The following is a 24,200-nucleotide window of genomic DNA, read 5'->3' as shown; positions in this document are numbered from 1 at the left end:
GCACAGGCTCACAGGGGCTGCCCCGGACCGTTTCTCACGGTCCGGGGCAGTCCCTTTTGCTTTGACCTTTGACCGTTGGCTGCGGGTGCCTTGTGGCTTATGCCTTGTGGCTTTTCGCGCAGTTCCCCGCGCCCCTTGAAAGACGGGGCGCTGTCCCTCTTCTTTTTACGCGGTGATCGTGATCCCCTCCGGTACGTTCCGTACGCGGGGCAGGCGGGGGTTCACCCGGAGCACGCTCAGGTTCGGGAAGCCGGAGAGCCAGGACATGTCCGTGTCGGCCAGCTCGGCGGTGACCCACAGGTGGGTGAGCTGCTCGTGCTCCAGGCCGTCGAGGAGCTCCTCGGTGCGCATGACGCCCACGACCTGGATCCACGGCCGCCCGCCGAGGTGCCGAAGGGCCGCGAGCTCGGCGGTGTCGGAGACCGGGAAGTACAGGCCGACCGGGTCGAGGTGGGCGATGATCTCGCGTGCGTACCGCTCCGTGTCGAAGTGCCGCCAGGGGCGTGCGAGTTCGAGCCGGATGGACAGCGCCGAGCGGTGGCGCAGCCGGGCGAGGTAGTCGATGGCGGCGTCGTCCTGGACGCGGGTCGCCGTGATCGCGAGGAGGAGCGCCTGCTGGTCGCTGGGCACCTGCTCGGGGTCCGGCAGCTGCTCCAGGACGATGGGGCCGACCCAGCCGAGGCTGCGGGCGGCCAGTTCGGTCGTGGGGCGCACGAGGTTCTTCGTACGGTCGTGGACGAGCTGCTGCACCGCCGGGTCGAGCTCGGTGACGTGCTCCAGGCAGGCCGCGGCCATCAGGCGCCGGTGGTTCACGTGCGGGCGGCGCAGGTTCGGGGCGGCGGCGAGCAGCCGCTCCAGGAAGTCGGCGCACTCCTCGGGCCGTGCGTGGGCGGCGGCCATCCGGATGACCTCCTCCCACTCGGCCTGGTGCGCGTGCTCGACGAGGGTGGGCAACTGGCCGCGGGCCACTATTTCCTTGGCGGCCAGGTAGTCCTGGAAGGTGCGGTGGATGAAGTCCACCGAGAGGCCCGCCTGTTCGCGCAGCAGCCCCGTGCGGTGCAGCAGATGGCGGAAGATCTTCTCGCCGTCGCCCTCCGCGCGCGCCGAGGGAATCGCGGGCAGGGCGCCGTCCAGGATGGCGACGACGCGCTCGCGCGGCAGCTCCGAGACGCCCTCCTCCACCATCGCGTGGGCCAGCTTGCGCAGGAGCAGCTCCCGGGGGCCCTGCATGAGCCGCACGTCATCGGCGTACAGGACGTCGCGTTCGGGGTCGCGGCGCTGGAGGAGCATCTCCAGGGCGGCGTCGTACAGCTCCTTGCGGCCTTTGGGCAGGGAGCCGGAGCGGTCGCGGTTCAGGGCGCATATCAGGCCGCACATCAGGGGGTTGGTGGCGAGCTGGCGCAGCTCGCGGTAGATGCGCACGGAGTGCAGGAGGCGCTGTTCGTACTCCTTCAGCTTGTCGCGCTCCGCCTGTTCCTTGCACTGCTCGTCGCTCATGGCCGCCGCGTGCCAGTCGTGGATGAAGCGGGTGACCTGGTCGCGTGACATCGGCGCGAGGGACAGCTCCTTGAAGCCCTCCTCGGCGAGGCGCTCCTGGGCGAGCCAGCCGTCCTCGACGGCGGAGGGGCGGGACGTCACCAGACAGCCGTTGCCGGAGAAGATGCGAAGGAGGCGGCGCAGCTGGTTGCGCAGATCGCCGCGGGTGGCCTCCGGGGCCTCGTCGATGCCGTCGACCAGGAGCATGGCGCGGCCCGCGAGGAGGGTGCGCACGACCCAGCCCTCCGGGGCCCGGTCGGCGAGCGGGTGGCGGATGGCGTGCAGGAACTCGTCCGGGGCGGGGAAGCCCTCGCGGGCGAAGCGGCGTACGGGAAGGACGAAGGGCACGCGGGCGCCCTCGCGCGCCGCGGCAACGGCGAGCCACTGCACGAGGGTCGTCTTGCCCGAGCCCGCGACGCCGCGCAGGAGCACCCGCTCGTGCCCCTCAAGGGCCCGGTCGGCGAGCAGCACGGTCCGCGGCTCGCCCGGTACGCCGCTGCCGCTGCTCTCCTCGGCCTCCAGGCTGAGGTAGGTGTCCTCCAGGGGCCAGCGGTCCGGCGCGTTGGCCAGGTCCACGCCGACGATGGTGAGCCAGCCGTGCTGTCGTACGACCTCTTCGGCGTAGGCGGCCTCGAAGTCCCGGTCCTCCTGGGAGCGTTCGGGCTGGCGGGCCGCGGCCTCCGCGTCGTTCAGGTCGATGAGCTGGCGGATGCGGCTCGCGCGCTCGGCCATGTGCCGCTGGATGTGCGGGGAGCGCCGGACGAAGTGGTAAAGCACGTGCAGGCACACGGCCACGAGCAGTTCGTCGTGGAACCACGCGGCGCTGGGGGTCAGGGCGCGGTCGGCGCCCTGCACGGCGCCCCTGAGGCGGCGCGCGTAGTCCTGCGGGCCCAGGCGCACGGCGTCCACGTCCGTGAGGTCCAGCTCCCCGATGGCCAGCAGCGTGCGCGTCAACACATCGACGACGGCGGCCAGTTCGGTCGTCGGTGCCGTGTGCGCCTCGGCGGCGAGGTGGACGAAGTCGGCGGCCGTGCGGTGCACGTCGTCCGGTGTCGCAGGGGCGTCCGCGCCGCGCCAGGTGGTGAAGGCGGCGATCAGCTCGGGTGTGGTGGGCGCCTGCGGGGGAGGCGTGCCGATGAGCCGTTGTACGAGGGGTGTGGCGAGGGTCGAGGGGATACGGACAACGGGCTCCATGGACATAGGGGGTCCCTGCGGGTGGGATTTCGTGTGTCGTGGAGGGTCAAGGGTAGGTCAACTCCTCCACGGCGGTGGGGTGATGAGTTCGATCCGGTCCGGCGCCTGCTGCGCGACGGCCTCGCTCACCTCCGAGGTCACATGGACCCTCTTGAGGTTCGGGAAGGCCGAGAGCCAGGCCAGGCCTTCGACGGGATGGGACGCCTCCAGACCGAGCCGGATGAGCCGCTCGCGGACGATGAGTTCGGTCAGGTCCTCGACGCGGTAGGCGCCGATGACCTGGATGTCCGCCCAGCCGCCGATGGAGCGCAGGGCGCGGAGATCGTCGGTGTCGCGCACGGTGACCCGCGCCTGGCGGGGCAGGTGCGCGAGGATCTCCACGGCGTAGAGCTCGCGGTCGAAGTGCGGCCAGCACGCGGCGAGGGTCCGCTGGACGTCCATGCTCGGGTGTGCGCGGAACTGGGTCAGGAAGTGCAGAGCGGACTCACTGCCCAACTCGCTCGCCGTACGCACCACATGACGCGCCGCGAAGTCGTCGAGCCCGTCCGCCGCCGGAAGGAGCGAAAGCACCAGCTCGCCCCCGGCCCGTGCCAGCTCCTCCGCCTCGGCGCTTGATCCGGGCGGCACGAGCAGCTGCACCCCGACCTCCACGAACGAACGGATCGCGGGCGCCACCTCCGCCGCGTACGGCAGTCCCGCGGCGGCGAGGAGCTTGCCGCGCGGGGTGCCCTGTTCGACGAGGCGCCGCAGCATCTGCTCGGCCTCCTTCGGCCGTGCGTGGGCGATGGCGAGGAGGACGACGTCCTCCCACTCGTCCTTGTCCGCGTTGTTCAGGAGCAGGTCGAAGTCCAGTTCCTGCACCGCGAGCCGGGAGCCGAGATAGTCCTGGAACGTGCGGTGCAGGAAGTCGACGCGCCCATCGGCGGGTTCGCGCAGCAGCCCGGAGCGCAGCAGGAGCGAGGTGTAGATCTCCTCCGCGTCGCTGCTCAGATTCAGGGAGGGGAGCGCCTGCGTGATGATGTGCAGCGCGTCCGAACGGTCCATCTCGGAGCGGCTGTTGCGGATCAGCCACCACGCGAGGCGCTGCAGGAGCTGGATCTGGGTGGCGTAGGGAATGCGCACTCCACCCGGATCGTCCAACCCCCTTTCCCTGTCCCGCCGTTCGAGCAGCATGGAGAGGGCGGCCTCGTAGAGGGACTTCCTGTCCTGGGGCAGGAAGCCGTTCCGGTCCCGGTGCAGGGCGCAGAGCATGCCGCACATCAAGGGGTTGGTGGCCAGGCGGTTCAGCTCGGTGGTGGTCCGTACGGCCTGAAGCAGGGACGCGCCGGTGGACTCGTCGGCCCCGGCGGCGTGGTGCCAGCGGCGTACGAACGTGGCGACGTCGTGGCGGGCCATCGGGGAGAGCGTGAGTTCGTTGAAGCCGGCGGCGGTCAGCCACCGCTCGGGGACGGCGGAGGGGCGCGAGGTGACGAGCCAGAGATTTCCGGGGAAGGTCCGCGCCAGCTCACGCAGCCACCGGCGGGCGGATTCCCGCCGCTCACCGGCGATCTCGTCTATCCCGTCGACGAGCAGCACGCCGCGCCGGGCGCGCAGGACGCGGTCGACCCAGCCGGCGGGCTGATCGCCCGCGACCGGGCAGGCGACGGCCTTGAGGAAGTCCCCCGGGATGGGCAGTTCGGCCCCCGGCCGCAGGATCCGCCGCATCGGCAGGACGAAGGGCACACGCCCGATGAGGTGCGTGAGCCCGTGCTCGTACGTCCGGCTCGCCGCCGTCACGGCGAGCCACTGGACGAGGGTGGTCTTGCCGGATCCGGCGACGCCGCGCAGCAGGACCTGGTCGTGCTGGGCGAGGACCTGCTCGGCGGGGACGTGCAGCCCGCTGCCGCCGGGCCCGGTGCGCTCGCGGGTCGCCTCCAGGCTGAGGTAGGCGGTGTCGAGGGGCCACTCGCTGGTGCCGGCGTCGAGGCCGTAGATGGTGAGGGTGCCGTGGCGCTGCGCGATGTGGGTGGCGTAGCGGTCCTCGAAGGCGGCGTCCTCGGCGGTCTGGGAGGGAAGCCGGTCGAGAAGAATGTCGATGGCCTGCACGAGCCGCGCCAACTGCTGTGTGTTGACGGTGAGTTGACGGGCGATGTAGGTGGAGCGCCGGGTGAAGAAGTTCAGGATGTGGAGGCAGGCGGTGTGGAGGAGCCGCTCGTAGAAGAGTTCGCCGCTCGCGCTGAGGCCGAAGGAGATGATGACCGTGCCCGCGTTGGACCGCAGCAGGTTCGCGAAGCCTTCCGGCCCCATGGACACGGCTTCGAAGTCCTCGATGGTGATGGTGCCGAGGGCGGCGAGCGAGTGGGCGAGTGCGTTCCGTACGGCGAGTGCTTCCGCCGGCTCGATGGGCTGCTCGTACGGCCCGGCGGCCTTGAGCGCCCGGCGCACGAGCTCGTCGGCGACCTTCTCGACGTCCTTGGGCGTGACGCCGCGTTTCTCGCCGCTGAAGGAGATGAGGGCGGAGATGCGCACGGGCTTGTCCACCAGGGCCGCGCCCGGCTGGTCCGCCACGAAGAGCTTCTTGACGAGCGGCACGACGACGCCGGACGCGATGCGGGCGCCTAGCGTGGTGGCTTCGACCATGTGTCGAGGGTAGGTGAAGGAGGTGGGGGCGGCGGGGGTTGGGGCTTAACTGGTACTGGGGGGTGCGGGGTTGGGGCCCAACTGGTACTGGGGGGGCGGAAGCAGGCGGGAAGCTCTGATCGCCCGGCGCCGTCGATGAGTAGTGTCGATGAGTAGTGTCGCGGTGTGATGAACACCGAGCCGCGTGGCGATCTGCGACCGCCGAGTCTCAACGCCGATGAGAAGACGACGCTGTTGGCCTTCCTCAACTATCTGAGGGAAGCGGTCGCGGCCAAGGCGTCGGGTGCGTCCGACGAGGCGCTCAGGACTGCCGGGGTGTCATCAGGGACCAGCATCCTCGGCCTCATCAAGCATCTGACCGCGGTTGAACTCAATTGGTTTGCCTGGGCCTACGCCGGCGCTGACGTCGAGCCATGGGACGACGAGTCCCCACCCGCCGACGACGAGACGGCCGAGAGCCTGCTCGCGGCCTACGACGATGCGATGGAGCGGTGCAATGACATCATCCACGCCTGCAATGACTTGGACCGGCCAGGCGCCCGTTCGCTGCGCGAGACGCCTCCGCCGACGATGCGTTGGGTCTTGGTGCACATGATCGAGGAGACCGCCCGGCACGCCGGCCACGCTGACATCCTTCGTGAGCGGATGGACGGTTCGGTCGGCCGGTGAGCCGACATGCCGGGCAAGCCGGGCCGGCGCTTGGCCGATCTCAGCCGATCTCAGCTGATCTCAGTTGAGCTCGGTGCCGTAGATGTTGTCGACCGTCATCGTGATCAGCACCCGGCGGTCGGACACCATGACCTCGCGGTACTCGTCCCAGTTCGGGTGCTCGCCGGCGGCCGCGCGGTAGTAGTCCACCAGGGCCTGGACCTCGGGGCCCTGCGGGTCGGTTCCGGGGCCGATGAGCGTGGCCGTGCCCTCGGCGGTGGCCCAGGCGCGGCCGTCGGGGCTTGTCACCTCCAGGGTGGCGCGGGGGTCGCGACGGAGGTTCGCGATCTTTGCCGTCCTCGCGGTCGTCGATACGCGGATCACGTTGTCGGAGCGGTCGTACGACGGCATGACGGGCGAGAGCTGGGGGCGGCCGTCGGACTTGATCGTCGCCAGTACGCCGAGGTCGCTCTGCGCGAGCAGGGCGTGCGGGTCGAAGTGCGTGTCAGTCGTCATGCTGGGCCCAACCCGCCGTCGGGTGCGGGGTATTCCGTCTGTGGCCGGTTGCGGCTCAGGGCCTTGTGATGACGGAGAACTCGTAGCCGTTGGGGTCGGTGACGGTGGCGATCCGGCCGTACGGGATGTCCTCCGGGGTGGTGGATGTGCCACCGGATGCGGTGGCTCGCCGGGCCACCGCGTCTGTGTCGGCCACTTCGAAGGTGGTGGCCCAAGCGGATGCGGGGGAGGACGTGAGGGTGGATGTGGACGCGGAGGGTGTCGGGACGCCGAGGATTCCGCCGATCTCGTGGCCGTCGGGGCGGCGCAGGAAGGTGAAGTCCGCGTCCGGCATGGCGTCGTTGAGGTCCAGGGTGTAGCCGAAGACCGCCGAGTAGAACGCTCGGGCCGGGCCGGGGGCCGGGGTGAGCAGGTCGTTGCGCACGAGCGAGCCCGGTTCGTTCACGATTTCGCAGCCGATGCGCGTGCGGGCCTGCCAGAGGCCGAAGCGGGCGCCCACGGGATCCTCCGCGACGGCCGTGCGGGCGCCGCCGCCCGCCATGACGTCCACCGGCTCCTCCAGCAGGGTGCCGCCCGCCTCGGCGATGCGTTGCGCGGTTCCGTCGCAGTCGGCGGTGGCGACGTACATGGTCCAGCCGAAGCCGGTGGTGGTGGCCGGAGCCTGGGTGATGGCCGCGACGGGCTTTCCGTGCAGCAGGCAGGTGGCGCTGCGCTCGCTGTGGGTCGGTTCCTCGGCGTACTCCCAGCCGAAGAGTGCGCCGTAGAACTCCAGGGTGCGGTCGTACTCGGGCACGCGGAGGTCGATCCAGGTGGGGGTGCCGTCGGGCTGGGCGCTGGTGAGGTGGCTCATCGTTCGCTCCTTGCGGCCTTTTTGAACAGCGGGGAGCGTCCGACGTTAGGCGTGCGGTAGGTCAGATCCTGGCCTAATTCGGCGGGTGCGGGGTGCGGGGTGCGGGGTGCGGGGTGCGGGGTGCGAAGGGCTGGTTTCGGCTCAGTCGGTGACGGGGTGGTAGGTGATCACGTTGACGTCGCTGGGAATGGCCTCCAGGCCGCAGACGCCGGGGACGGGGACTCTCAGGTACTCAAGGGTCTGGAGGTGCGCCAAGGGGGCGACGTCGATGGTTCCTTGGGCTGTGGACGGGAGCACGTTCAGGCTCTTGAGTCCTGGCAGGAGGTTCGGGATGCGGGATGTCGCGATGCTCTGCCCCTCTGTCGGGAACAGCTGCAACAGCGAGACGTTGGGCAGTGTCAGGCCAGGAGGGGCGTAAGCGAAGCTGGCAGACGCCAGCGACAGCGCGGTGAGCCGGGGAGTGTGCGTGAGAGGTTCCCATTCCTCGGCGGTTTTCAGGAGGTCGAATTCGCCGAAGATCACCCAGCTCAACCCTGGCCATCTGTCCATGTGCTGAATGTCCGTCAGGTGACGGAGCGATTCGAAGATCCCCAAGGTGTCCAGCGGCGCATCGGACGGGAACAGGGAGAGGTCCCACGGCTCGTCGAGGTTGAAGACGCGCAACGCGGTCAGGTTGCGCAATGCGCCGAGTGCCTCTGCTGTGAGCCGCGCCGGATGGATCTTGAGCATCAGAAAGGTGGGTGCGCATGCCACGAGGAGGCGGGAGGCGGCTTCGGGGGAGACGCCGTCGCGGATGTCGAGGTGGCTGGGGCGCAGCTCGAGCCGTTCGACATCCGCCACCTGTTCGTCGGTGCGCAGGACGAAGTGAGTCGTCCCGTCGTCCAGCTGAGAAATGACCTGATCCGCATAGAGCCGGTGGTCATAACGGTTCCAACCCCACATGAGCTGGCTGCGTACTCCGATGCCGGGGTGACACGCGAGTCGCGCGAGGAAGGGGATCGCCGCGTCCGACTGGACGTGCGTTGCGGTGATCGCCACGTGGCGGGCGTCCTCTTCGCTCAGGTCGTCCGGTCCCGGGAGCAGATCCAGGACCATGGGCCCGACCGCGGCGAGTTCACGGGCATCCGATGCGCTGCGCGGCGGAATGAGAGCCGACATCCGCCGCTCCACCTCCGACCGCACCGTAGGTGCCAGCTCCGCCGCATGCTCCAGGCAGGCCGCCGCCAGCAGGTGGATCCGCTTCCTGGCCTGATCCTCGGGGAGCTTGTCCCCGCATGCGATCAAGTCCCGGAATATGTCCGCCCGTTCACGGGGCCGCGCTTGTGCGACGGCCATGCGGATGACGTCCTCCCACTGGTCGTCCGCCGCGTGGCGCGCCAGCACGCCGAAGTCGCCCTCGTCGACCGCCGCCCGTGCGCCCAGGAAGTCCTGGAACGTGCGGTGAATGAAGTCGACCGTGCCGGGACCCGGCTCGCGGAGGAGCCCGCTGCGGTGGAGGAAGTGGGCGTACACCGCCTTCGCGTCGCCCAGTGCCGCCACCTCCGGTACCGCAGGCAAGGCGTCGTCAATGATCGACTCCGCCCGCGAACGGTCCATCACCGTACGGCCGTTGCGAATCAACCAGTAGGCGAGACGTTGCAGTACTTGGAGCTGTGGCTCCTCCCTCAGCTCCGGTACGTGCATGTCGCGCTCACGGTCCCTGCGGATCAGCAGCATCGACAGTGCTGCCGAGTACAGATCCTTGCGGCCCAAGGGGAGGAACCCCCGCCGGTCCCTGTGGAGTGCGCAGATCAGACCGCACATGAGCGGATTGGTCGCAAGGCGGCCGAGGTCCGGCTTCGCCCGTACCGCTGCCAGGAGCTGGTCCTCGTACGCGCGGAGGGGCTCATCCTCCTCGGGAGCCCCCGTGCGTGCCGCCCCGTGCCAGCGGTGGATGAACGCAGCCACTTCCGACCGGCTCATCGGCGACAGCGTCAGCTCCGTGAAGTGCTGCTCCGCCAGCCAATCCTCCCGTACGGCCGACGGGCGTGAAGTCACCAGCCAACGGTTGCCGGGGTACGCGTCGATGAGGTCACTCAGCCACTCCCGCGTGCGTGTGCGCTCCGACTCGGGGATCTCGTCGATCCCGTCCACCAGGATCAGGCCGCGGCCCGCCGTCAGTACGCGGGACTCCCAGCCTGTGGGCTGCGTACCCGCCAGCGGGGAGCCGACGGCCGGCAGGAAGTCCGCCGGGGCGGGGAGGCGCTCGCCGTAGCGGGTGAGGGTACGCAGGGGGAGTACATACGGGATGCGGTCGTACAGGTATGCCATGCGGGCGTCGTCCCCGTCGAGGCCCGCAGCGCTCACCGCCAGCCACTGCACCAGCGTCGTCTTGCCGGAGCCCGCCTCGCCCCGCAGGAGTACGCGGTCGTGGTCCGCCAGTGCCTGGTCGGCGGGGCGGGGCGTGGGGGCCGGCTCGTTCACCTGGTCCGCCCACTGCTCGTAAGTGGGGTGTGTCCCGGACTGGACGCCGGCCATTTCCTGCGGCGACAGGAGCCTCCAGAGCCGTTCCGTCGCCTCCAGCGACATGTACGCCGCATCCAAGGGCCACCGCCCCGGCGAGTTCGCCAGATCGATCCCGAAGATCGTCAGCTTCCCGTGCTTCTTCGCCACGGATGCGAGGTAGCGGCGCTCGAAGGCCACGTCCTGCGCCCCGGGGATCGGGCTGCGGGCGAGCAACTCGTCGACCTTCACGACGAGTTCGTCCTGGGTCCGGCTCTGTGCCACGAGCGTCGCGGCCACGAAGGTCGAGCGCTGCGTGAAGAACTGCAGGACGTGGAGGCAGGCCCACTCGGTGATCGAGTCGAGGAAGAAGGCGGCATCCGTGGAAAGGCCGGATGCCGATGCGCTGTAGATGAGCGAGCGGGCCAGCTTCTGGTGGCCGAGGCGGACCGCTTGGACGTCGTCCATGTCGAGGTCGCCGAGGGTCAGGAGCGCGCGGGCCAAGGCGTCCGTGACCGCGTCCGCCTCGTCCGGCGGGAAAGGGCGCTCGCCGGGCGAGGCGAGGGATTCCGTCACCAGGCTGCCCGCGAGGCGGCGCACGTCCCGCTCCGTCAGCGTCCGCTTCTCGCCCCGGAAAGACACCAGCCCCGACAGCCGCACAGGCCTGTCCACCAGGCCCGCGCCCGGTCCCTCCCGTACGAACAGTTTCTTGATCAGAGGGGCTACGACGCCCGAGGCGAGCCGGGCGCCTATGACCGCGGGATCCATGCGCCGCAGCGTAGTGCCGGTCACATTCCGGAGGATGTGGATCTCGGGGGTCGGTGACATGACGCACAGGCGTTATGTCCGGTACTAGGCGGAATAGTGGTGGCGTTCGGGAGGGGGGAGGGGACCTTCGGGCCGCAACCTCCGGGACCTTCGGCTCGTCGGGGGGCCGGGGGTCCGGCCGGGGCCAGTGCTGGCCCGAGGGGTCTTCCTGGAGTGGGGTTAAACCTGACCTCGGCGGCCAAATCCGGCAAGTGGTTGAAGGGGGAATTGTCGGAATTTGGGGGTGTCAAGGAGGAGAAAGTCGGTCGGGGAGCTACGGCTTTCGGTAGTAGATGGGGGGTTTGAGCAGGGGGCGGGGTGCGGGTTACCAAGGGATGGCCAACCCGGCGGGACGCAGTGCTGCGTGTGCCGGGTCCCTTTGTGCCCGTCGTGCACCGCACAACCACGGAGCCACGACACACGAAGCCCCGGCGTGCACCGCACGCCAGCCGAAATCCGGCGTGCACCGCACGTCACACGAAAGCCGGCGTGCACCGCACGTCACACCAAGCCCGGCATGCGCCGCATGCCACACGCTCCCCATCCCGGAGGTCATCCGCCATGTCGAAGCGCGCCACGTCCCACCATTCCGGCCTGTCCCTGCTCCGTACGCGGACGGCCGTCGTCACCGTCGCGGGCCTCGGGCTCGGAGCGTCGGCAGTTCTCGGTTCCGGGATCGCGGCCGCTGCGGACACCAAGAGCGGCGCGCTGCCCGGCGTCTCCGCCAACTCGGTGTCGGCGCAGGCGAACGCGCAGGCCAAGGCCGCGACCAAGGCTCAGCAGGCCGCCGCCAAGAAGGCCGTCTCCTGGCAGGACCCGGTCGACAAGTACACGCTCTCCGCGTCCTTCGGGCTCGGCGGCAACATGTGGTCCAGCAAGCACTCCGGCCAGGACTTCGCGGTGTCCATCGGCACCTCCGTCGAGGCCGTGCACAACGGCACCGTCGTCAAGGCGGGCGGCAACGGCGCCGGTGACGGTCCCGCGTACGGCAACGCCATCGTGATCAAGCACGACAACGGCACGTTCTCGCAGTACGCCCACCTGTCGAAGATCGACGTGCGCGTCGGCCAGAGCGTCGCCACCGGCCAGCACATCGCCGCTTCCGGCAACACCGGCAACTCCAGCGGCCCGCACCTGCACTTCGAGATCCGTACGACCCCGAACTACGGCTCGGCGGTCGACCCGGTCGCGTTCCTGCGCTCCAACGGCGTCACTGTCTGACCCCTATGTGCTGTATGGGCCGTATAGACCGCATGGCCCGTACGGCCATGACTGCCTGACCCGGCAGCGGCTCAGGCGCCCTCGTGCGCCTGTGTCACCAGATCGATGGCGACCTCGAGGATGGCCTTGCGCTTCTCCTCGGGGTCGCCTTCGGCGTCCTTGAGCACGAACATCCCGCCGTGCATCGTGAACAGCGCGCTGAAGCAGCGCACCTGGGTCGTCATCGGCGCGTCCGGCTCCCTGAGGATGTCGAGCAGGCTGAGCATGCGGTCCTTGAAGGTCTCGCCCGTCTTCAGGTCCCGCATCGTCGCCTGGTTCTCCTGCATGAAGCGGAAGAGAGGGGACGCGTCCTTGAGGATCTCGCTGTAGCGGGTCAGGATCGTCCGCTTGATCTCCAGCGTGTGCGGCTGGTCCTTGCCCCACTCCACCAGTTCGTCGATGGGCCGGGTCAGGTCCTCGAAGATGCTGGTGAGGATGTCCTCCTTGGTCTTGAAGTGGTAGTACAGGGCCGCCTTCGTGACATCCAGACGCTCCGCGATCTCGCGCAGCGACGTCTTCTCGTAGCCCTGCTCGGCGAAGAGTTCGAGGGCCACGTCCTGGATGCGCTGGCGGGTGTCCCCGCGGCGGTGCTGCTTGCCCGCGCCCGCGCTCGTACCTGCGCCTGCGTCGGCGCCTGTGCCCGTGACCATTTCGGTGCTCCTCGACTCCCTCGACTCGAATCCTTGGACCCGATTTTACGTACTTGACGCCCGGCTAGTTGGGGGTCTAGTTTCCCTCAGTGTAGTCAACTTGCCGGTCGGCAAGTAAGTACCAGAAGGCAGTCGGGGAAACCGGGGAGTGGGGAACATGGCGGAGATCAAGAAAAAGCCGGGGGAACAGGCGAAGCAGGACGGGCAATCGGCGGATCCTCCGGCGGATCAGACGAAGGAAGCGCCACAGTCGCGCAGCGTGCGCGTCGTGATGATGGCGTTGATGGTCACGATTCTGCTCGCGATGCTCGACAACATGATCGTGAGCCCCGCGATGCCGACGATCGTCGGTGACCTCGGCGGCATGGAGCACCTGTCGTGGGTCGTCACCGCGTACATGCTGGCGACCGCGGCCTCGACCCCCATCTGGGGCAAGCTCGGTGACATGTACGGCCGCAAGGGCGTCTTCCTCACCTCCATAGTGATCTTCCTGCTCGGTTCCGTGCTCAGCGGAATGGCGCAGGACATGGGCCAGCTGATCGGCTTCCGCGCGGTCCAGGGGCTCGGCGCGGGCGGTCTGATGGTCGGCGTCATGGCGATCATCGGTGAGCTCGTCCCGCCGCGGGAGCGCGGCAAGTACATGGGCATGATGACCGGCGTCATGGCGGTCGCCATGATCGGCGGTCCGCTCGTCGGCGGCACCATCACCGACCACCTCGGCTGGCGCTGGGCCTTCTACATCAACCTGCCGCTCGGCGCCGTGGCGCTCGCCATGGTGACCGCAGTGCTGCACCTGCCGAAGAAGAAGGCAGAGGGACGGATCGACTACCTCGGTGCGGCGCTCCTGACCGTGGGCATCAGCTCGCTGGTCCTCGTCACCACCTGGGGCGGCACGGAGTACGCCTGGACCTCGACCGTGATCATGGAGCTCATCGCGATCGGCGTCGTCGCGCTCATCAGCTTCGTCGTCGTGCAGAAGAAGGCCGCCGAGCCGATCCTGCCGCTGCACATCTTCCGCAGCCTCAACTTCACCCTGATGTCGGTGATCGGCTTCCTCACCGGATTCGTGATGTTCGGCGCGATGCTGTTCCTGCCGCTCTACCAGCAGGCGGTGCAGGGCGCTTCGGCCACCAACTCCGGTCTGCTGCTGCTTCCGATGCTGCTCTCGATGATGGTCGTCTCGTTCTTCTCGGGCCGGTTCACCACCTCCACCGGCAAGTACAAGATCTTCCCGATCGTCGGCACCGTACTGATGGTCCTCGGCCTGTTCCTGCTGTCGCAGATGGACACCGACACCTCGCGGTTCACGTCCGGCCTCTACATGGCGGTGCTCGGCGCGGGCATGGGCTGCCTGATGCAGATCACCATGCTGGTCGCGCAGAACAGCGTCGAGATGAAGGACATGGGCGTCGCGTCGTCCTCGGCCACGCTCTTCCGTACGCTCGGTTCGTCGTTCGGCGTCGCGATCATGGGGGCGCTCTTCAACAACCGGGTCGAGGACACGATGTCCGAGCGCGCCGGGGAGCTCGGCGGCAAGGTCACCGAGCAGTCCGCGCAGCTGGATGCGGACAGTCTGCGGCAGCTGGCCGCGCCGGTGCGGGACGCGTATCAGCATGCTGTGTCCGCCGGTACGCACTCGGCGTTCCTGCTGGGGGCGGTCATCGGGGTCGCCGCGCTGATCGCCGCGTTCTTCGTCAAGGAGGTTCCCCTGCGGGGGGCCGGACCCAAGGACTCGGGGCCCAAGGGCTCCGACTCCGGCTCGGGGGCCGAGAAGGCCCCGGCCGAGAAGCCGGCCACGAAGCCGGCCGAGGACGTGGCTGGGGACGCCGCGCCTGGTCCGCGGGACGCGGTTGCAGAGGCCGTCTGACCTGCGGTCCTGATTCCCTCGGCTGAAACGGGCCCCCGGCACCGACTCTGGTGCCGGGGGCCCGTTGCTGTCGCCACTGCCTCGCTTGTCGGTACCCGGCAGCGGGGGAGGGGGGAAGGGGGGCGGGGGGCGGCAGGCAGGCCGGACCGGCTACTTGTACTTGTCCGGCAGCTGCAGCATCGGGAAGCTGCCCGTGTTCGTCGGGGCGTGTTCCGGGAGCCAGAGGACTGCCACCGCGCCCTCCGCCGGGTCGTCCGGGCCCGCGCCCGCCGGCGTCACGTTGCGGAACGTGAGCCTCGCGCCGAGCACCCTCGCCTGGCCCGCGGCGATCGTCAGACCCAGGCCGTGCCCGACGCCCGCGCGGTCCGTGCTGCCGGTGCGGAAGCGGCTCGGGCCCTCCTCCAGGAGACCCGCGGGGAAACCGGGGCCGTGGTCGCGGACCCGCACCACGCGGCCCTCGACACTCACCTCGACCGGCGGCTTCCCGTGCTTGGCGGCGTTGGCGAGGAGGTTGCCCAGGATGCGCTCCAGGCGGCGCGGGTCGGTGGTGACCTCCGACTCGTGCACCACCGTCACGCTCACGTCCGAGTTGAGCACCGCGATCCGCCGCGTCACGAACTCGCCGAGCATCAGGTCCTGCAGCTCGGCCCGCTCGGCCGCGCTGTCCAGACGGGCCACTTCGAGTACGTCCTCCACGAGCGTGCGCATCGCCTGCGCGCGGTCCCTGACCAACTCGGTCGGACGGCCGGGGGGAAGCAGTTCGGCCGCCGTGAGCAGGCCCGTCACCGGCGTACGCAGCTCGTGCGCGATGTCCGCCGTCACCCGCCGCTCGGCTTCGAGCCGCTGCTTGAGCGCGTCCGCCATCGCGTCCACCGACCGCGCGAGGTCATCGGTCTCGTCGCGCACGACGCCGCCGATGGCATCTCGTACGTTGACGTCCGTCTGCCCCTGCGCGACCTCCTGCGCCGCGGTCGCCGCCTTGCGCAGGCGCCGCGAGAGCTGGCCGCCGATGAGCACGCCGAGCGCGCAGCCGCCGAAGACGACCGAGATGGAGCCGATGACCAGGGCCTGGTCGAGGTCCTTCATGACGGTGGCGCTGCGGTCGGTGAAGCGGGTGTGCAGCGACAGGATGTGGCCGTCGCTCAGCGGCACCGCGGCCCAGATGTCCGGCACGCCGCTGGAGTGGTCCTCCACGTACGTCGCGCGGCGCCCGGCGAGCACCTTCTCCAGGAGCTCCCTGGGCATCTCCGGGTCGTCGACCTTCATGCCGAACTGCCCCGTGCGCCCGGACGTCTCGTAGATCCGCTGGGCGTACTGGATCCGCTCGTCCTGCACGTCGCGCGCGTTGTCGAGCATCGAGACGCGCGCCGCGTTGTGCACGACCAGGCTCAGCGCCACCGCGACGAGCGCGCCGACCAGCGCGATCGCCGCGCTGATCTTCCAGCGCACGCCGGTGCGCAGGCGTGCGCCGAACGCCGTGCGGAGGCGGGCGCGCAGCGCGGCCACCGTCCCCCTGCTCATATACGTCCCCCGAGAAGCGCCATGTTCATTTCATGCGCCACGTGCAGTTCAGCCGCCGTGCAGTCGGCCATGCCATCAGTCATGCCATCAGCCATGCCGTCGCGGCTCACGCCTTGAGCTTGTAGCCGAAGCCGCGGACCGTCTCGATCCGGTCCTGGCCCACCTTCGTGCGCAGCCGCTGCACATGGACGTCGACGACGCGGGTGTCACCGCCCCAGCCGTAGTCCCACACGCGCTCGAGGAGCTTGTCGCGGGAGAGGACCGTGCCGGGCGCGGACGAGAATTCGAGCAGCAGGCGCATCTCGGTCGGCGTCAGCGCCACCGGAGCGCCGTCCTTGCGGACCTCCATGCCCTCCGTGTCGATCTCCAGATCGCCGAAGTGCAGCACGCCGCCGTCCGGCGAACCGCCCTCACCCGCGGAGGGCGCCGCCGAGTCGGGGCCGCTCGCGTGGCCGAAGCGGCGCAGCACGGCGCGGATCCTGGCCACGAGGACGGCGCCGTCGAAGGGCTTCGTCACGTAGTCGTCGGCCCCCGCCTCCAGGCCGAGCACGACGTCGATGGAGTCGGCGCGCGCCGAAAGCATGATCACCGGGACGGTGGACTCGTCGCGGATACGGCGGCACAGCGAGACGCCGTCGAGACCCGGCACCATCACGTCGAGGAGCGCGATGTCGGGCCGGTCGGCACGGAACGCCTCAAGGCCCTGGAGGCCGTCGGGCATCGCGGTGACGACGAAGCCGTCCCGTTCGAGCGCGAGCTGCGTCGCCTCGCGGATGACGTCGTCGTCCTCGACGAACAGGACATGGGTGTGCTCTGCCATCGGGTGCTCTCAGTCCTCCGTCGGAGCGGGAGCATCGCCGCCCGCCGCGCTGCTGTAGTGATTGCGGATGCGGTCCGTCTCCCTGAAGTGGTTCGCCGCCCACTCGTAGGTGATGACGTCCTCGCCGGACGGATACGACACCGGATCACCCTTCTCGTACAGCTGCTTGGTGACCACCAGGTCGCCCCGGTCGATCTCCGCGTAGACGGGTGGCTCCTCGTCCTGGAAGACATTCTCGTACTTCTTGCCCTCGGTGCGATACACGTAAGTGCTGGTACCGACCGCATCGCCGCAGGTCATGATGTTCACGACGACATCGGAGGCGGATCCTCCGGTCAGGTTGCCGTAACTGACGTCGACCGGGTACTCGTCGGCGACGCAGGGCTTCAGGGCGCGCTTGACCGTCTGGCTGACCTTCGGGTCGTCCTTCACGAGTTTCACCGCCTCGGTGGTGGAGGGCGGCGCGGCGGCGGACGTCGCGGTGGGCGTCGGGGACGGCGTCGGTGACATCACCGTCTCGCCGCGGTTGCCGGGGCCCTCGTCGCGGGCGCCGGAGCCGCCGGTCGAGCAGGCGGTGGCGGTGAGCAAAAGGCCGATGGCGGCGAGTGCGGCCACGGCCGTACTCCCCGCCTTCATCGTTCTGCCAGTCCTGCCAGTCCTGCCAGTCCTGCAAGGCCGGGTGCTCAGGCCGCGCAACGCTCCCGCTCCTCACGTTCGAGCGCGCCGGTGGCGGGCTCCTCGTGGTCACGGCTCTCCAGCTCCTGGCGGAGCCGCGCGAGCGCCCGGTGCAGTGTGCTCTTGACCGTTCCCGCCGACATGCCGAGTGCCGCGGCCGTCTCCTCTGTGGACATCTGCTCCCAGTGTCGCAGCACGACGACGCTGCGCTGCTTGGGTGCGAGCACCTTCATGATGTCCATCAGGAGGGCGCGGTCCGCATGCTGTTCGGTGGAGTCTTCCACGCTCGCGTCGGGCAGCTGCTCGGTGGGGACCTCTTCGAGCTTGCGGGCCCGCCACCACTCCGTACGCGTGTTGATCATGACGCGGCGCAGATAGGCGTCCGCGAGCCGCTTGTCGGCTATGCCGTCCCAGCGGCCGTACGTCCGCACGAGCGCGGTCTGCAGCAGGTCCTGGGCGTCGACGGGGTCGGGGACCAGGCGCCGGGCACTGCGCAGCAGGGCGTCCTGCCGAGTGCGGACGTACTCTTCGAACTCGAGCACCTCACCGTGCGCCATACCTGACCGCCTCCGTTCACCGACCACCGCTGCTTGTGCGGTACGGCTATGAAGCTACGGAGGCGTTGTCACGAGGCTGTGCGGAGCAGCCAGCGGGGGGCGCACGGCCTTCCGTCGGTTGTGTAACAGAAGTAGGCGGGACGTAAAACGGGGGCGATTCGTTGTGGTTCGGCCGTCGCTCGTCAGGTGAGGGGCAGGCGGTAGAGCCCCTCGGGGAGCGGCTCCACGAGTCCGTCGGAGACGAGTCCGTCCAGCGCGCGGGCCCGCTGCACGGGCTCGTCCCACACCCGGTCGAGGGCAGCCTGCGGCACGGGGGCCACGGCATCGCGCAGGACCGCGAGCAGCTTGCCGCGGACCTGACGGTCCGTTCCCGCGTACGTCTGGCCGCGCCGCGCCGGTCCCTGGTGGGCCGGTTTGCCTGCCGTCTGCCAGGCGCACTGCTCCGCGATGGGGCAGCGGGCGCAGTTCTCGTTCTTGGCGGTGCAGACGAGGGCGCCGAGCTCCATGGAGGCGGCGGCCCAGCGGGACGCCGTGCGCTCGTCCTCGGGCAGGAGGGCGCGGGCGAGCTTGCGCTCGGCGGCGGTGGTGGCGTTCGGCGGGTACTGGACGCCGGTGACGGCGCGGGCGAAGACGCGGCGCACGTTCGTGTCGAGGACGGCGTGACGCTGGCCGTACGCGAAGGAGGCGACGGCCGCGGCCGTGTACTCGCCGATGCCGGGCAGCGCGAGCAGCTGCGCGTGCTTGGTGGGTACGTCGCCGCCGTGCCGTTCCGTTATGGCGACGGCCGCGCCGTGCAGCCGCAGCGCGCGGCGGGGGTAGCCGAGGCGTCCCCAGGCGCGGACGGCTTCGCCCGGAGCTTCCTTGGCGAGGTCGGCGGGGCGGGGCCAGCGGGCGATCCACTGCTCGTACACGGGCAGGACGCGGCTGACCGGCGTCTGCTGCAGCATGAACTCGCTGACCATCACGCCCCAGGGCCCGGCGTCGGGACGACGCCACGGCAGATCGCGCGCGTTCGCGTCGAACCAGGCGATGACGGGGCTGTGCAGGGCCTCGCCGGCGGGCTCGGGGCTGTCGGGAGTATCTGACATTGGCATGGGCTTCGTGGGCGCAGTCATGGCAGGACGATCCTGCCATGGGGGTGGCGGGGGGCGGGCCAGGCGGGGCTTCTTGGGGGGTGCGGGTTTTGGTTGGGGGCTACGTGGCGCGCCCCCGGCCCACCCGCCCCCACGCCGGGAGGCGCTCCCGGCCCGCCCTAGTGAGGGGTGCGTGGCACGCGTCCCCTACCCGCACTCCCCACGCGGGGAGGCGTTCCCCGCCCACCCCTGCACGGCCCTCACCCACCCTTTGTGTCCCTCACTCACCCTTTGTGTGGGGTGTGGCGCGCGTCCCCCACACCCCTGCACGGCCCTCACCCACCCTTGGGGTGCGTGGCGCGCGTCTCCCACCCGTCCCCGCGCCGGGAGGCGTTCCCCGCCCACCCCGTACGGGGCCCTGACTCGGTGCGTGGCGCGCGTCTCCCACCCCCCCCACGCCGGGAAGCGCTCCCCGCCCCCCCCGCACGGCCCTCACGCGGTACGTGGCGCGCGTCCCCTACCCGCCCGTCCCCACGCCGGGAGGCGCTCCTCGCCCGCCCACCCCCGTACGGCCCTCATTCGGTACGTGGCGCGCGTCTCCCACCCACCTCCACGCCTGGAGGCCTTCCTCGCCCGCCCCTGTAGGGCTCTCACTCACCCTTGCGTGGGGTGCGTGGCGCGCGTCTCCCACCCGCCCCCACGCCGGGAAGCGCTCCCCACCCGCCCACCCCCGCACGACCCTCACCCGGTACGTGGCGCGCGTCCCCCACCCGCCCCACGCCGGGAGGCGCTCCCCACCCACCCCCTCACGGCCCTCACCCACCCTTGTCACCGCGGGGCAATCGGGTGGGTGGGCGGGAGAGCTTGTTCGTGCAGGGGCGGATGCGGGGTGACGGGCGGGTGGGTGGGAGAGACCGTCCGCTGCTCAAGGGCGAGGACCTGACGATCGGCAGGGGCGGGCCCGGGCCCCCGGGAAGTAGCGTCGCGGAGGTGAAGAGCAGACGTGGGCAGGACGCCCTACTCTGGGCAGTCCTCGCCCTGCCCGCGCTGACGGCGGACCGACTGGGCCTGAACGAGCCCCGCCCGGGTTGGCAACAGGCCGCGGGAATCGCCGTGCTCGGCCTCGCAGTGGCCGTCTGGCGACGCAGGCCACTGGTCGCCTTCGCGGCAGCAGCAGGGCTGGAGCTGGCGGCGGCACCGTCCCTGTTCACCCTCTCGTACGGCCCCGCCCTCGCCGTCTTCGCCCTGCTCATGGGCCGCAGGGCCGATCGCCTCCGGCCCGCCCTGCTCCTCTTCGGGGCCGTCGCCCTGGTGGGGACAGCCAAGATCGTCGTACGCGGGGTCGACCCTGTCGTGGAGTGGCTCGTGCTCATGGGGACGCTCCTCTTCGGGGCCGTCTTCCCGTGGCTCGCGGGCCGCTACCTCCGCCAGGGCCGCGAACTCGCCGCCGCAGGCTGGTCCCGCGCCGCCCAGCTGGAGCGCGAGCAGCGCATCGTCGCCGACCGGGCCCGGCTGCGGGAGCGAGCCCGCATCGCCCAGGACATGCACGACTCCCTCGGGCACGAACTGAGCCTCATCGCGGTGCGGGCGGGCGCACTCCAGGTGGCCGCCGATCTGCCGGAACGGCACCGCGGCGCCGTCGCCGACCTGCGCGTGGCCGCATCGGACGCCACGGACCGGCTGCACGAGATCATCGGCCTTCTGCGGGAAGAGGGCGACGAGGTCGCGCCGCTCGCCCCGGCGGGCGAGAGCGTGCGCGCCCTGGTGGAGCGCGCCGCCGATTCGGGGCTGGCGGTTCAGTTCGTCGAGGGGGGTGAGGCGCCCCCTGCGGAATTGACCGGGACATCGAGCGGGACATCGACCGGGACATTGCTTCGGACATCAACCGGAACATCGACCGGGACATTGCTTCAGACATCGACCGGGACGGAGTCCGAGCGAACCGTCTACCGCGTAGTCCAGGAAGCCCTGACCAATGCCGCCAGGCACGCCCCCGGCGCTCACGTGACGGTCGAGGTGACGAAGGCCGCCGTCGTCGTCACCAACGGACCCGCCAAGGAACCCGGCTCGGGGTCCGGCGCGGGTTCGGGCCTCCTCGGCCTGCGGGCCAGGGTCGAAGACCTCGGCGGCACGTTCGACGCCGGACCGCACGGCGACGGCTTCCGGGTCGTCGCGCGGCTCCCCGCGGAGGGCGAGGCCCCGGATCCGCGCCCGGCCCCGGATCCGCGCCCGGCCCCGCCTGCCCCCGCCCCCGGCCTCGCGCACGCGCGCCGGCTGACCGTGCTGGCCTTCGGGGCCGCCCTGGCCACCGGGGTACTCCTCGTCGGCGGCGCCTTCGCCTGGTACGCGTACTCCCGGTCGCACGCCGTCCTCGAACCGGCCGACTTCGCCCGGCTCACGGTCGGCGGGCCGCAGGCCGAGGCCGAACGGCTGCTGCCCGACAGAGCCGCGTCCGATCCGCCCGAGGAACGCGCCCCGACCCCGCCCCCCGAAGGCGCGGACTGCCGCTACTACCGGGCCAGCGGAGAACTCTTCGTCACCGTCGAGCACTTCAGGGTCTGTTTCAAGGCCGGCGTCGTCGTGGAGAAGAGCGTGATCCCCAAGGCAGGGGCCGGTGGCGAGGTGCGTGGCGAGATGCGTGCCGAGGTGCGGGAGCACGAGAAGGAGTGGGTGCGGTGATCCGCGTACTGCTGGCCGACGACGAGGCCATGATCCGCGCGGGCGTCCGCGCGATCCTCGGCGCGGGCGAGGACATCGAGGTCGTCGCCGAGGCGGGCGACGGGCGGGATGCCGTCGCCCTCGCCCAGGCCCACCGGCCGGACGTCGCGCTGCTCGACATCCGCATGCCGGGGCTCGACGGTCTCGCCGCGGGCGAGGAGATCGTACGGACGGTGCCCGGGACCGCGGTCGCGATGCTGACGACCTTCTCCGAGGACGCGTACGTCGCACGGGCGCTGAGCGGCGGAGCCACCGGCTTCCTGCTGAAGTCCGGCGACCCGCACGAACTCATCGCGGGCGTACGCGCTGTGGCCGGCGGCGCCGCCTTCCTCTCGCCCAAGGTGGCCCGCCACGTCATCGACGGCTACGGCGCGCAGCGCACGGTCCGCGGCGCCGACGCCCGCGCCAGGACCGCGGTCCTCACCCCGCGCGAGCGCGAAGTGCTCGGGCTCGTCGGGGAGGGGCTCTCCAACCCGGAGATCGCCGCCCGGCTCCATCTGGTCGAGGGCACGGTCAAGGCGTACGTGAGCGCGGTCCTCGACCGGCTCGGGGTCAAGAACCGCGTCCAGGCGGCGATCGTCGCCTATGAGGCGGGACTTGTGCGGCTCTGACGCCAGAGCGGTCGGCGCCAGAGCGGGTGACGCCTCAGCGGCGGCGCCAGAGCGGTCGGTGCCTCAGCGGTCGGCGCCTCAGCGGCGGTGCGACGCGGGCCGCCGGTGCGACGTCACCTCCGGCGTCGGACTGCCCGGACCCGCGAACCACCTGACGACGCCCGTCGAGGAACCGCGCATCGCCTCGACGACCCGTGCCACGGGCCGCGTCGTCAGACGTACGAGGATGAAGGCGAGCACGGCGCCGAGGAGCAGCCCCACCAGCACGTCATGCGGATAGTGCACGCCCACGAAGACCCGCGAGAACGCCATGAGCACGGCCATCGGCAGCGTGAGCGCGGCGATCCGCGGCCAGGCGAGCGCGAGGCCGACGGCCGCGGCACCCGCGATCGTCGAGTGGTTGCTGGGGAAGGACCAGTCGCCGTACGCCGGGCACTCGACGATCGAGGTGACCGCCCCTGCGACGGCCCGGCACGGGCGCTCCTCGTCGACCGCGGACTTGAGCAACTCGCTGCACACATACGCCACCGCCGTGACGAGGGGCGCGAGAACAGCTATCGCGAGGGCGCGCGGGTCGCCGCGCCGCGCTCGCCACCAGGCGACGATGAAGAGCACGCCGAAGAGCAGCAGTCCGAGCTCCGTCCACACCTCGGCGAGGTGCTGGAACCAGGTGGGGGTGTCGTGGGCGAAGTCGGTGACATCGCGATAGAGATCGTCGTCCATGGTGTCCATGATTACGGACGGTACGTAGTGGGCCCGAATCGTCACATGGGGCGATCGACCGGTTACGACCCCTGACGAAAGACAGGGGTGCAGAAGCGGAGTCCTCCGTTCCGTGATGATGATCCGCAAACTTTGTTGCTCAGGGCGGCGGGTGGGGCAGGACAAGGCGCGGATCTCTCGTAAGGTTTGGGCCGTGGGATCTCTGCGCAATCCGGTCGGGCCGCTTCCCTCCACCATCTACTGGCGTCGGAGGGCCGTTCTGCTGTCCTTGATCGGGCTGATGGCGCTTCTAGTCGTGTGGGTCCTCACCCTGGGGGGTGGGGGCCAGAAGAACGGCGCCGACGGCCCGTCGGGCTCCGGCCCTGCCACCTCCATCACGCCAGGACCTTCCAGCTCGGGGCCCGCCATCAGCGAACAGCCGGGCGGGCGCGACGAGTCGGACGACGAGGGCGACGGCGGCTCGGGCTCCGGCGGCTCGGGCGGCGACGGTGACTCCGGGGGGTCCGGCGGCTCGGGAGGTTCCGGCGGCGGTGCCGGAGGCTCGGACGACGGCGCCAAGGGCGGCGGCGGTGCGGGCGGACAGCTGCCCGCGGGGTCGAGCCTGCCCAACTGCGTGAGCGGCGACGTGAAGTTGAAGCTGCGGAGCATCCACAACACGTACGAGATCGGCGAGAAGCCCAAGTTCGAGCTCATCGCCCAGAACAGCGCGGGCAAGGCCTGCAAGGTGGATCTCGGCGGCAAGAAGACGGTGCTGACGATCACTCAGGCCGACGGCGACAAGGAGATCTGGTCCTCGGCGGACTGCCCCGCCGGTGGCGGGAGCCTGTTGCTGCGGGTGCCGGGCGACGGGCGCGTCACGCACACCGTCCAGTGGGACGGCCGGGGGAGCGAGCCGAAGTGCGCTTCGCCTTCGGCGGGAGTCGCGGGGGCGGGGACCTACCTCGTCGAGGCGAAGTCACCGGGCCTGGGTTCGGTGAAGACGTCGTTCGTGCTCGAAGAGGCCTGAGCGGGTCTTCGGGACTTAGGGACCTAGGGACTCAGGAACTTCGGGGCAATCGGGTGGTGGGCGGGAGA

18 protein-coding genes are annotated in these 24,200 nt (G+C 70.5%); 6 read left to right on the top strand and 12 right to left on the bottom strand.

Annotated features, from left to right (window positions below; genetic code table 11):
• Positions 1–165 precede the first annotated feature (165 nt).
• Positions 166–2,730 (bottom strand): NACHT domain-containing protein, encoded by a 2,565-nt coding sequence (locus tag AC07AG_RS22670; protein ID WP_478757141.1) that lies wholly within the window; start codon positions 2,728–2,730, stop codon positions 166–168.
• A 57-nt stretch (positions 2,731–2,787) separates the two neighbouring features.
• Positions 2,788–5,349: an NACHT domain-containing protein gene (locus AC07AG_RS22665; protein WP_478757140.1), complete on the bottom strand. Its 2,562-nt coding sequence runs from the start codon at positions 5,347–5,349 to the stop codon at positions 2,788–2,790.
• Between the two features lie 168 nt (positions 5,350–5,517).
• Here AC07AG_RS22665 and AC07AG_RS22660 point away from each other — a divergent pair, with 168 nt between their 5' ends.
• Entirely contained in the window at positions 5,518–6,018 is a 501-nt protein-coding gene (locus tag AC07AG_RS22660; RefSeq protein WP_478757895.1) for a DinB family protein, read from the top strand.
• Between the two features lie 60 nt (positions 6,019–6,078).
• On the opposite strand, the gene AC07AG_RS22655 is transcribed toward AC07AG_RS22660, so the two are convergent.
• From AC07AG_RS22655 to AC07AG_RS22645, 3 genes are all read right to left on the bottom strand, one after another.
• On the bottom strand, positions 6,079–6,513 hold the full coding sequence (locus tag AC07AG_RS22655) for a PPOX class F420-dependent oxidoreductase (protein ID WP_478757139.1): 435 nt from the start codon (positions 6,511–6,513) through the stop codon (positions 6,079–6,081).
• 55 nt (positions 6,514–6,568) lie between these two features.
• Positions 6,569–7,363: a VOC family protein gene (locus AC07AG_RS22650; protein WP_478757138.1), complete on the bottom strand. Its 795-nt coding sequence runs from the start codon at positions 7,361–7,363 to the stop codon at positions 6,569–6,571.
• Between the two features lie 141 nt (positions 7,364–7,504).
• On the bottom strand, positions 7,505–10,612 hold the full coding sequence (locus AC07AG_RS22645) for an NACHT domain-containing protein (protein WP_478757136.1): 3,108 nt from the start codon (positions 10,610–10,612) through the stop codon (positions 7,505–7,507).
• 600 nt (positions 10,613–11,212) lie between these two features.
• On the opposite strand from AC07AG_RS22645, the gene AC07AG_RS22640 reads away from it, so the two are divergent.
• Positions 11,213–11,872, top strand: coding sequence for a M23 family metallopeptidase (locus AC07AG_RS22640; protein WP_478757134.1), 660 nt, complete (start codon positions 11,213–11,215; stop codon positions 11,870–11,872).
• Positions 11,873–11,943: 71 nt separating this feature from the next.
• Here AC07AG_RS22640 and AC07AG_RS22635 read toward each other — a convergent pair whose 3' ends face one another.
• A complete protein-coding gene (locus AC07AG_RS22635) occupies positions 11,944–12,561 on the bottom strand; it encodes a TetR/AcrR family transcriptional regulator (RefSeq protein ID WP_478757132.1) in 618 nt (205 codons plus the stop codon).
• Between the two features lie 271 nt (positions 12,562–12,832).
• Here AC07AG_RS22635 and AC07AG_RS22630 point away from each other — a divergent pair, with 271 nt between their 5' ends.
• A complete protein-coding gene (locus AC07AG_RS22630) occupies positions 12,833–14,428 on the top strand; it encodes an MDR family MFS transporter (RefSeq protein WP_478757893.1) in 1,596 nt (531 codons plus the stop codon).
• A 150-nt stretch (positions 14,429–14,578) separates the two neighbouring features.
• On the opposite strand, the gene cseC is transcribed toward AC07AG_RS22630, so the two are convergent.
• The 5 genes from cseC to AC07AG_RS22605 form a co-directional block, all read right to left on the bottom strand.
• On the bottom strand, positions 14,579–15,949 hold the full coding sequence (gene cseC / locus AC07AG_RS22625; RefSeq protein ID WP_478757130.1) for a two-component system sensor histidine kinase CseC: 1,371 nt from the start codon (positions 15,947–15,949) through the stop codon (positions 14,579–14,581).
• A gap of 106 nt (positions 15,950–16,055) precedes the next feature.
• Positions 16,056–16,769: a two-component system response regulator CseB gene (gene cseB / locus AC07AG_RS22620; protein WP_478757128.1), complete on the bottom strand. Its 714-nt coding sequence runs from the start codon at positions 16,767–16,769 to the stop codon at positions 16,056–16,058.
• Positions 16,770–16,778: 9 nt separating this feature from the next.
• The gene (locus tag AC07AG_RS22615; protein WP_478757126.1) at positions 16,779–17,465 is read right to left on the bottom strand and encodes a hypothetical protein; all 687 of its coding nucleotides are present in this window, start codon (positions 17,463–17,465) and stop codon (positions 16,779–16,781) included.
• On the bottom strand, positions 17,453–18,001 hold the full coding sequence (locus AC07AG_RS22610) for a SigE family RNA polymerase sigma factor (protein WP_249588576.1): 549 nt from the start codon (positions 17,999–18,001) through the stop codon (positions 17,453–17,455). The genes AC07AG_RS22615 and AC07AG_RS22610 overlap by 13 nt, the downstream gene beginning before the upstream one ends.
• A 182-nt stretch (positions 18,002–18,183) precedes the next feature.
• On the bottom strand, positions 18,184–19,116 hold the full coding sequence (locus AC07AG_RS22605) for an HhH-GPD family protein (protein WP_478757124.1): 933 nt from the start codon (positions 19,114–19,116) through the stop codon (positions 18,184–18,186).
• A 948-nt stretch (positions 19,117–20,064) separates the two neighbouring features.
• On the opposite strand from AC07AG_RS22605, the gene AC07AG_RS22600 reads away from it, so the two are divergent.
• On the top strand, positions 20,065–21,753 hold the full coding sequence (locus AC07AG_RS22600) for a sensor histidine kinase (protein WP_478757122.1): 1,689 nt from the start codon (positions 20,065–20,067) through the stop codon (positions 21,751–21,753).
• A complete protein-coding gene (locus AC07AG_RS22595; protein WP_478757121.1) occupies positions 21,750–22,403 on the top strand; it encodes a response regulator transcription factor in 654 nt (217 codons plus the stop codon). Before AC07AG_RS22600 ends, AC07AG_RS22595 begins: the two co-directional genes overlap by 4 nt.
• A 78-nt stretch (positions 22,404–22,481) precedes the next feature.
• Here the strand turns inward: AC07AG_RS22595 and AC07AG_RS22590 are convergent, their stop codons facing one another.
• The gene (locus AC07AG_RS22590; RefSeq protein WP_478757119.1) at positions 22,482–23,135 is read right to left on the bottom strand and encodes a phosphatase PAP2 family protein; all 654 of its coding nucleotides are present in this window, start codon (positions 23,133–23,135) and stop codon (positions 22,482–22,484) included.
• A gap of 184 nt (positions 23,136–23,319) precedes the next feature.
• Between AC07AG_RS22590 and AC07AG_RS22585 the strand changes: the two genes are divergently transcribed.
• The gene (locus AC07AG_RS22585; RefSeq protein WP_478757117.1) at positions 23,320–24,132 is read left to right on the top strand and encodes a hypothetical protein; all 813 of its coding nucleotides are present in this window, start codon (positions 23,320–23,322) and stop codon (positions 24,130–24,132) included.
• Positions 24,133–24,200 lie beyond the last annotated feature (68 nt).

This window comes from Streptomyces sp. NPDC044044, from assembly GCF_056434405.1.
This window is presented reverse-complemented; position numbering and strand designations above follow the sequence as displayed.

Excerpts from the sequence above, each read along its gene's own strand:
- AC07AG_RS22670 (WP_478757141.1), bottom strand. The coding sequence starts at position 2,730 with ATGGAGCCCGTTGTCCGTATCCCCTCGACCCTCGCCACACCCCTCGTA.
- AC07AG_RS22665 (WP_478757140.1), bottom strand. The coding sequence starts at position 5,349 with ATGGTCGAAGCCACCACGCTAGGCGCCCGCATCGCGTCCGGCGTCGTC.
- AC07AG_RS22660 (WP_478757895.1), top strand. The coding sequence starts at position 5,518 with ATGAACACCGAGCCGCGTGGCGATCTGCGACCGCCGAGTCTCAACGCC.
- AC07AG_RS22655 (WP_478757139.1), bottom strand. The coding sequence starts at position 6,513 with ATGACGACTGACACGCACTTCGACCCGCACGCCCTGCTCGCGCAGAGC.
- AC07AG_RS22650 (WP_478757138.1), bottom strand. The coding sequence starts at position 7,363 with ATGAGCCACCTCACCAGCGCCCAGCCCGACGGCACCCCCACCTGGATC.
- AC07AG_RS22645 (WP_478757136.1), bottom strand. The coding sequence starts at position 10,612 with ATGGATCCCGCGGTCATAGGCGCCCGGCTCGCCTCGGGCGTCGTAGCC.
- AC07AG_RS22640 (WP_478757134.1), top strand. The coding sequence starts at position 11,213 with ATGTCGAAGCGCGCCACGTCCCACCATTCCGGCCTGTCCCTGCTCCGT.
- AC07AG_RS22635 (WP_478757132.1), bottom strand. The coding sequence starts at position 12,561 with ATGGTCACGGGCACAGGCGCCGACGCAGGCGCAGGTACGAGCGCGGGC.
- AC07AG_RS22630 (WP_478757893.1), top strand. The coding sequence starts at position 12,833 with ATGATGGCGTTGATGGTCACGATTCTGCTCGCGATGCTCGACAACATG.
- cseC (WP_478757130.1), bottom strand. The coding sequence starts at position 15,949 with ATGAGCAGGGGGACGGTGGCCGCGCTGCGCGCCCGCCTCCGCACGGCG.
- cseB (WP_478757128.1), bottom strand. The coding sequence starts at position 16,769 with ATGGCAGAGCACACCCATGTCCTGTTCGTCGAGGACGACGACGTCATC.
- AC07AG_RS22610 (WP_249588576.1), bottom strand. The coding sequence starts at position 18,001 with ATGGCGCACGGTGAGGTGCTCGAGTTCGAAGAGTACGTCCGCACTCGG.
- AC07AG_RS22605 (WP_478757124.1), bottom strand. The coding sequence starts at position 19,116 with ATGACTGCGCCCACGAAGCCCATGCCAATGTCAGATACTCCCGACAGC.
- AC07AG_RS22590 (WP_478757119.1), bottom strand. The coding sequence starts at position 23,135 with ATGGACACCATGGACGACGATCTCTATCGCGATGTCACCGACTTCGCC.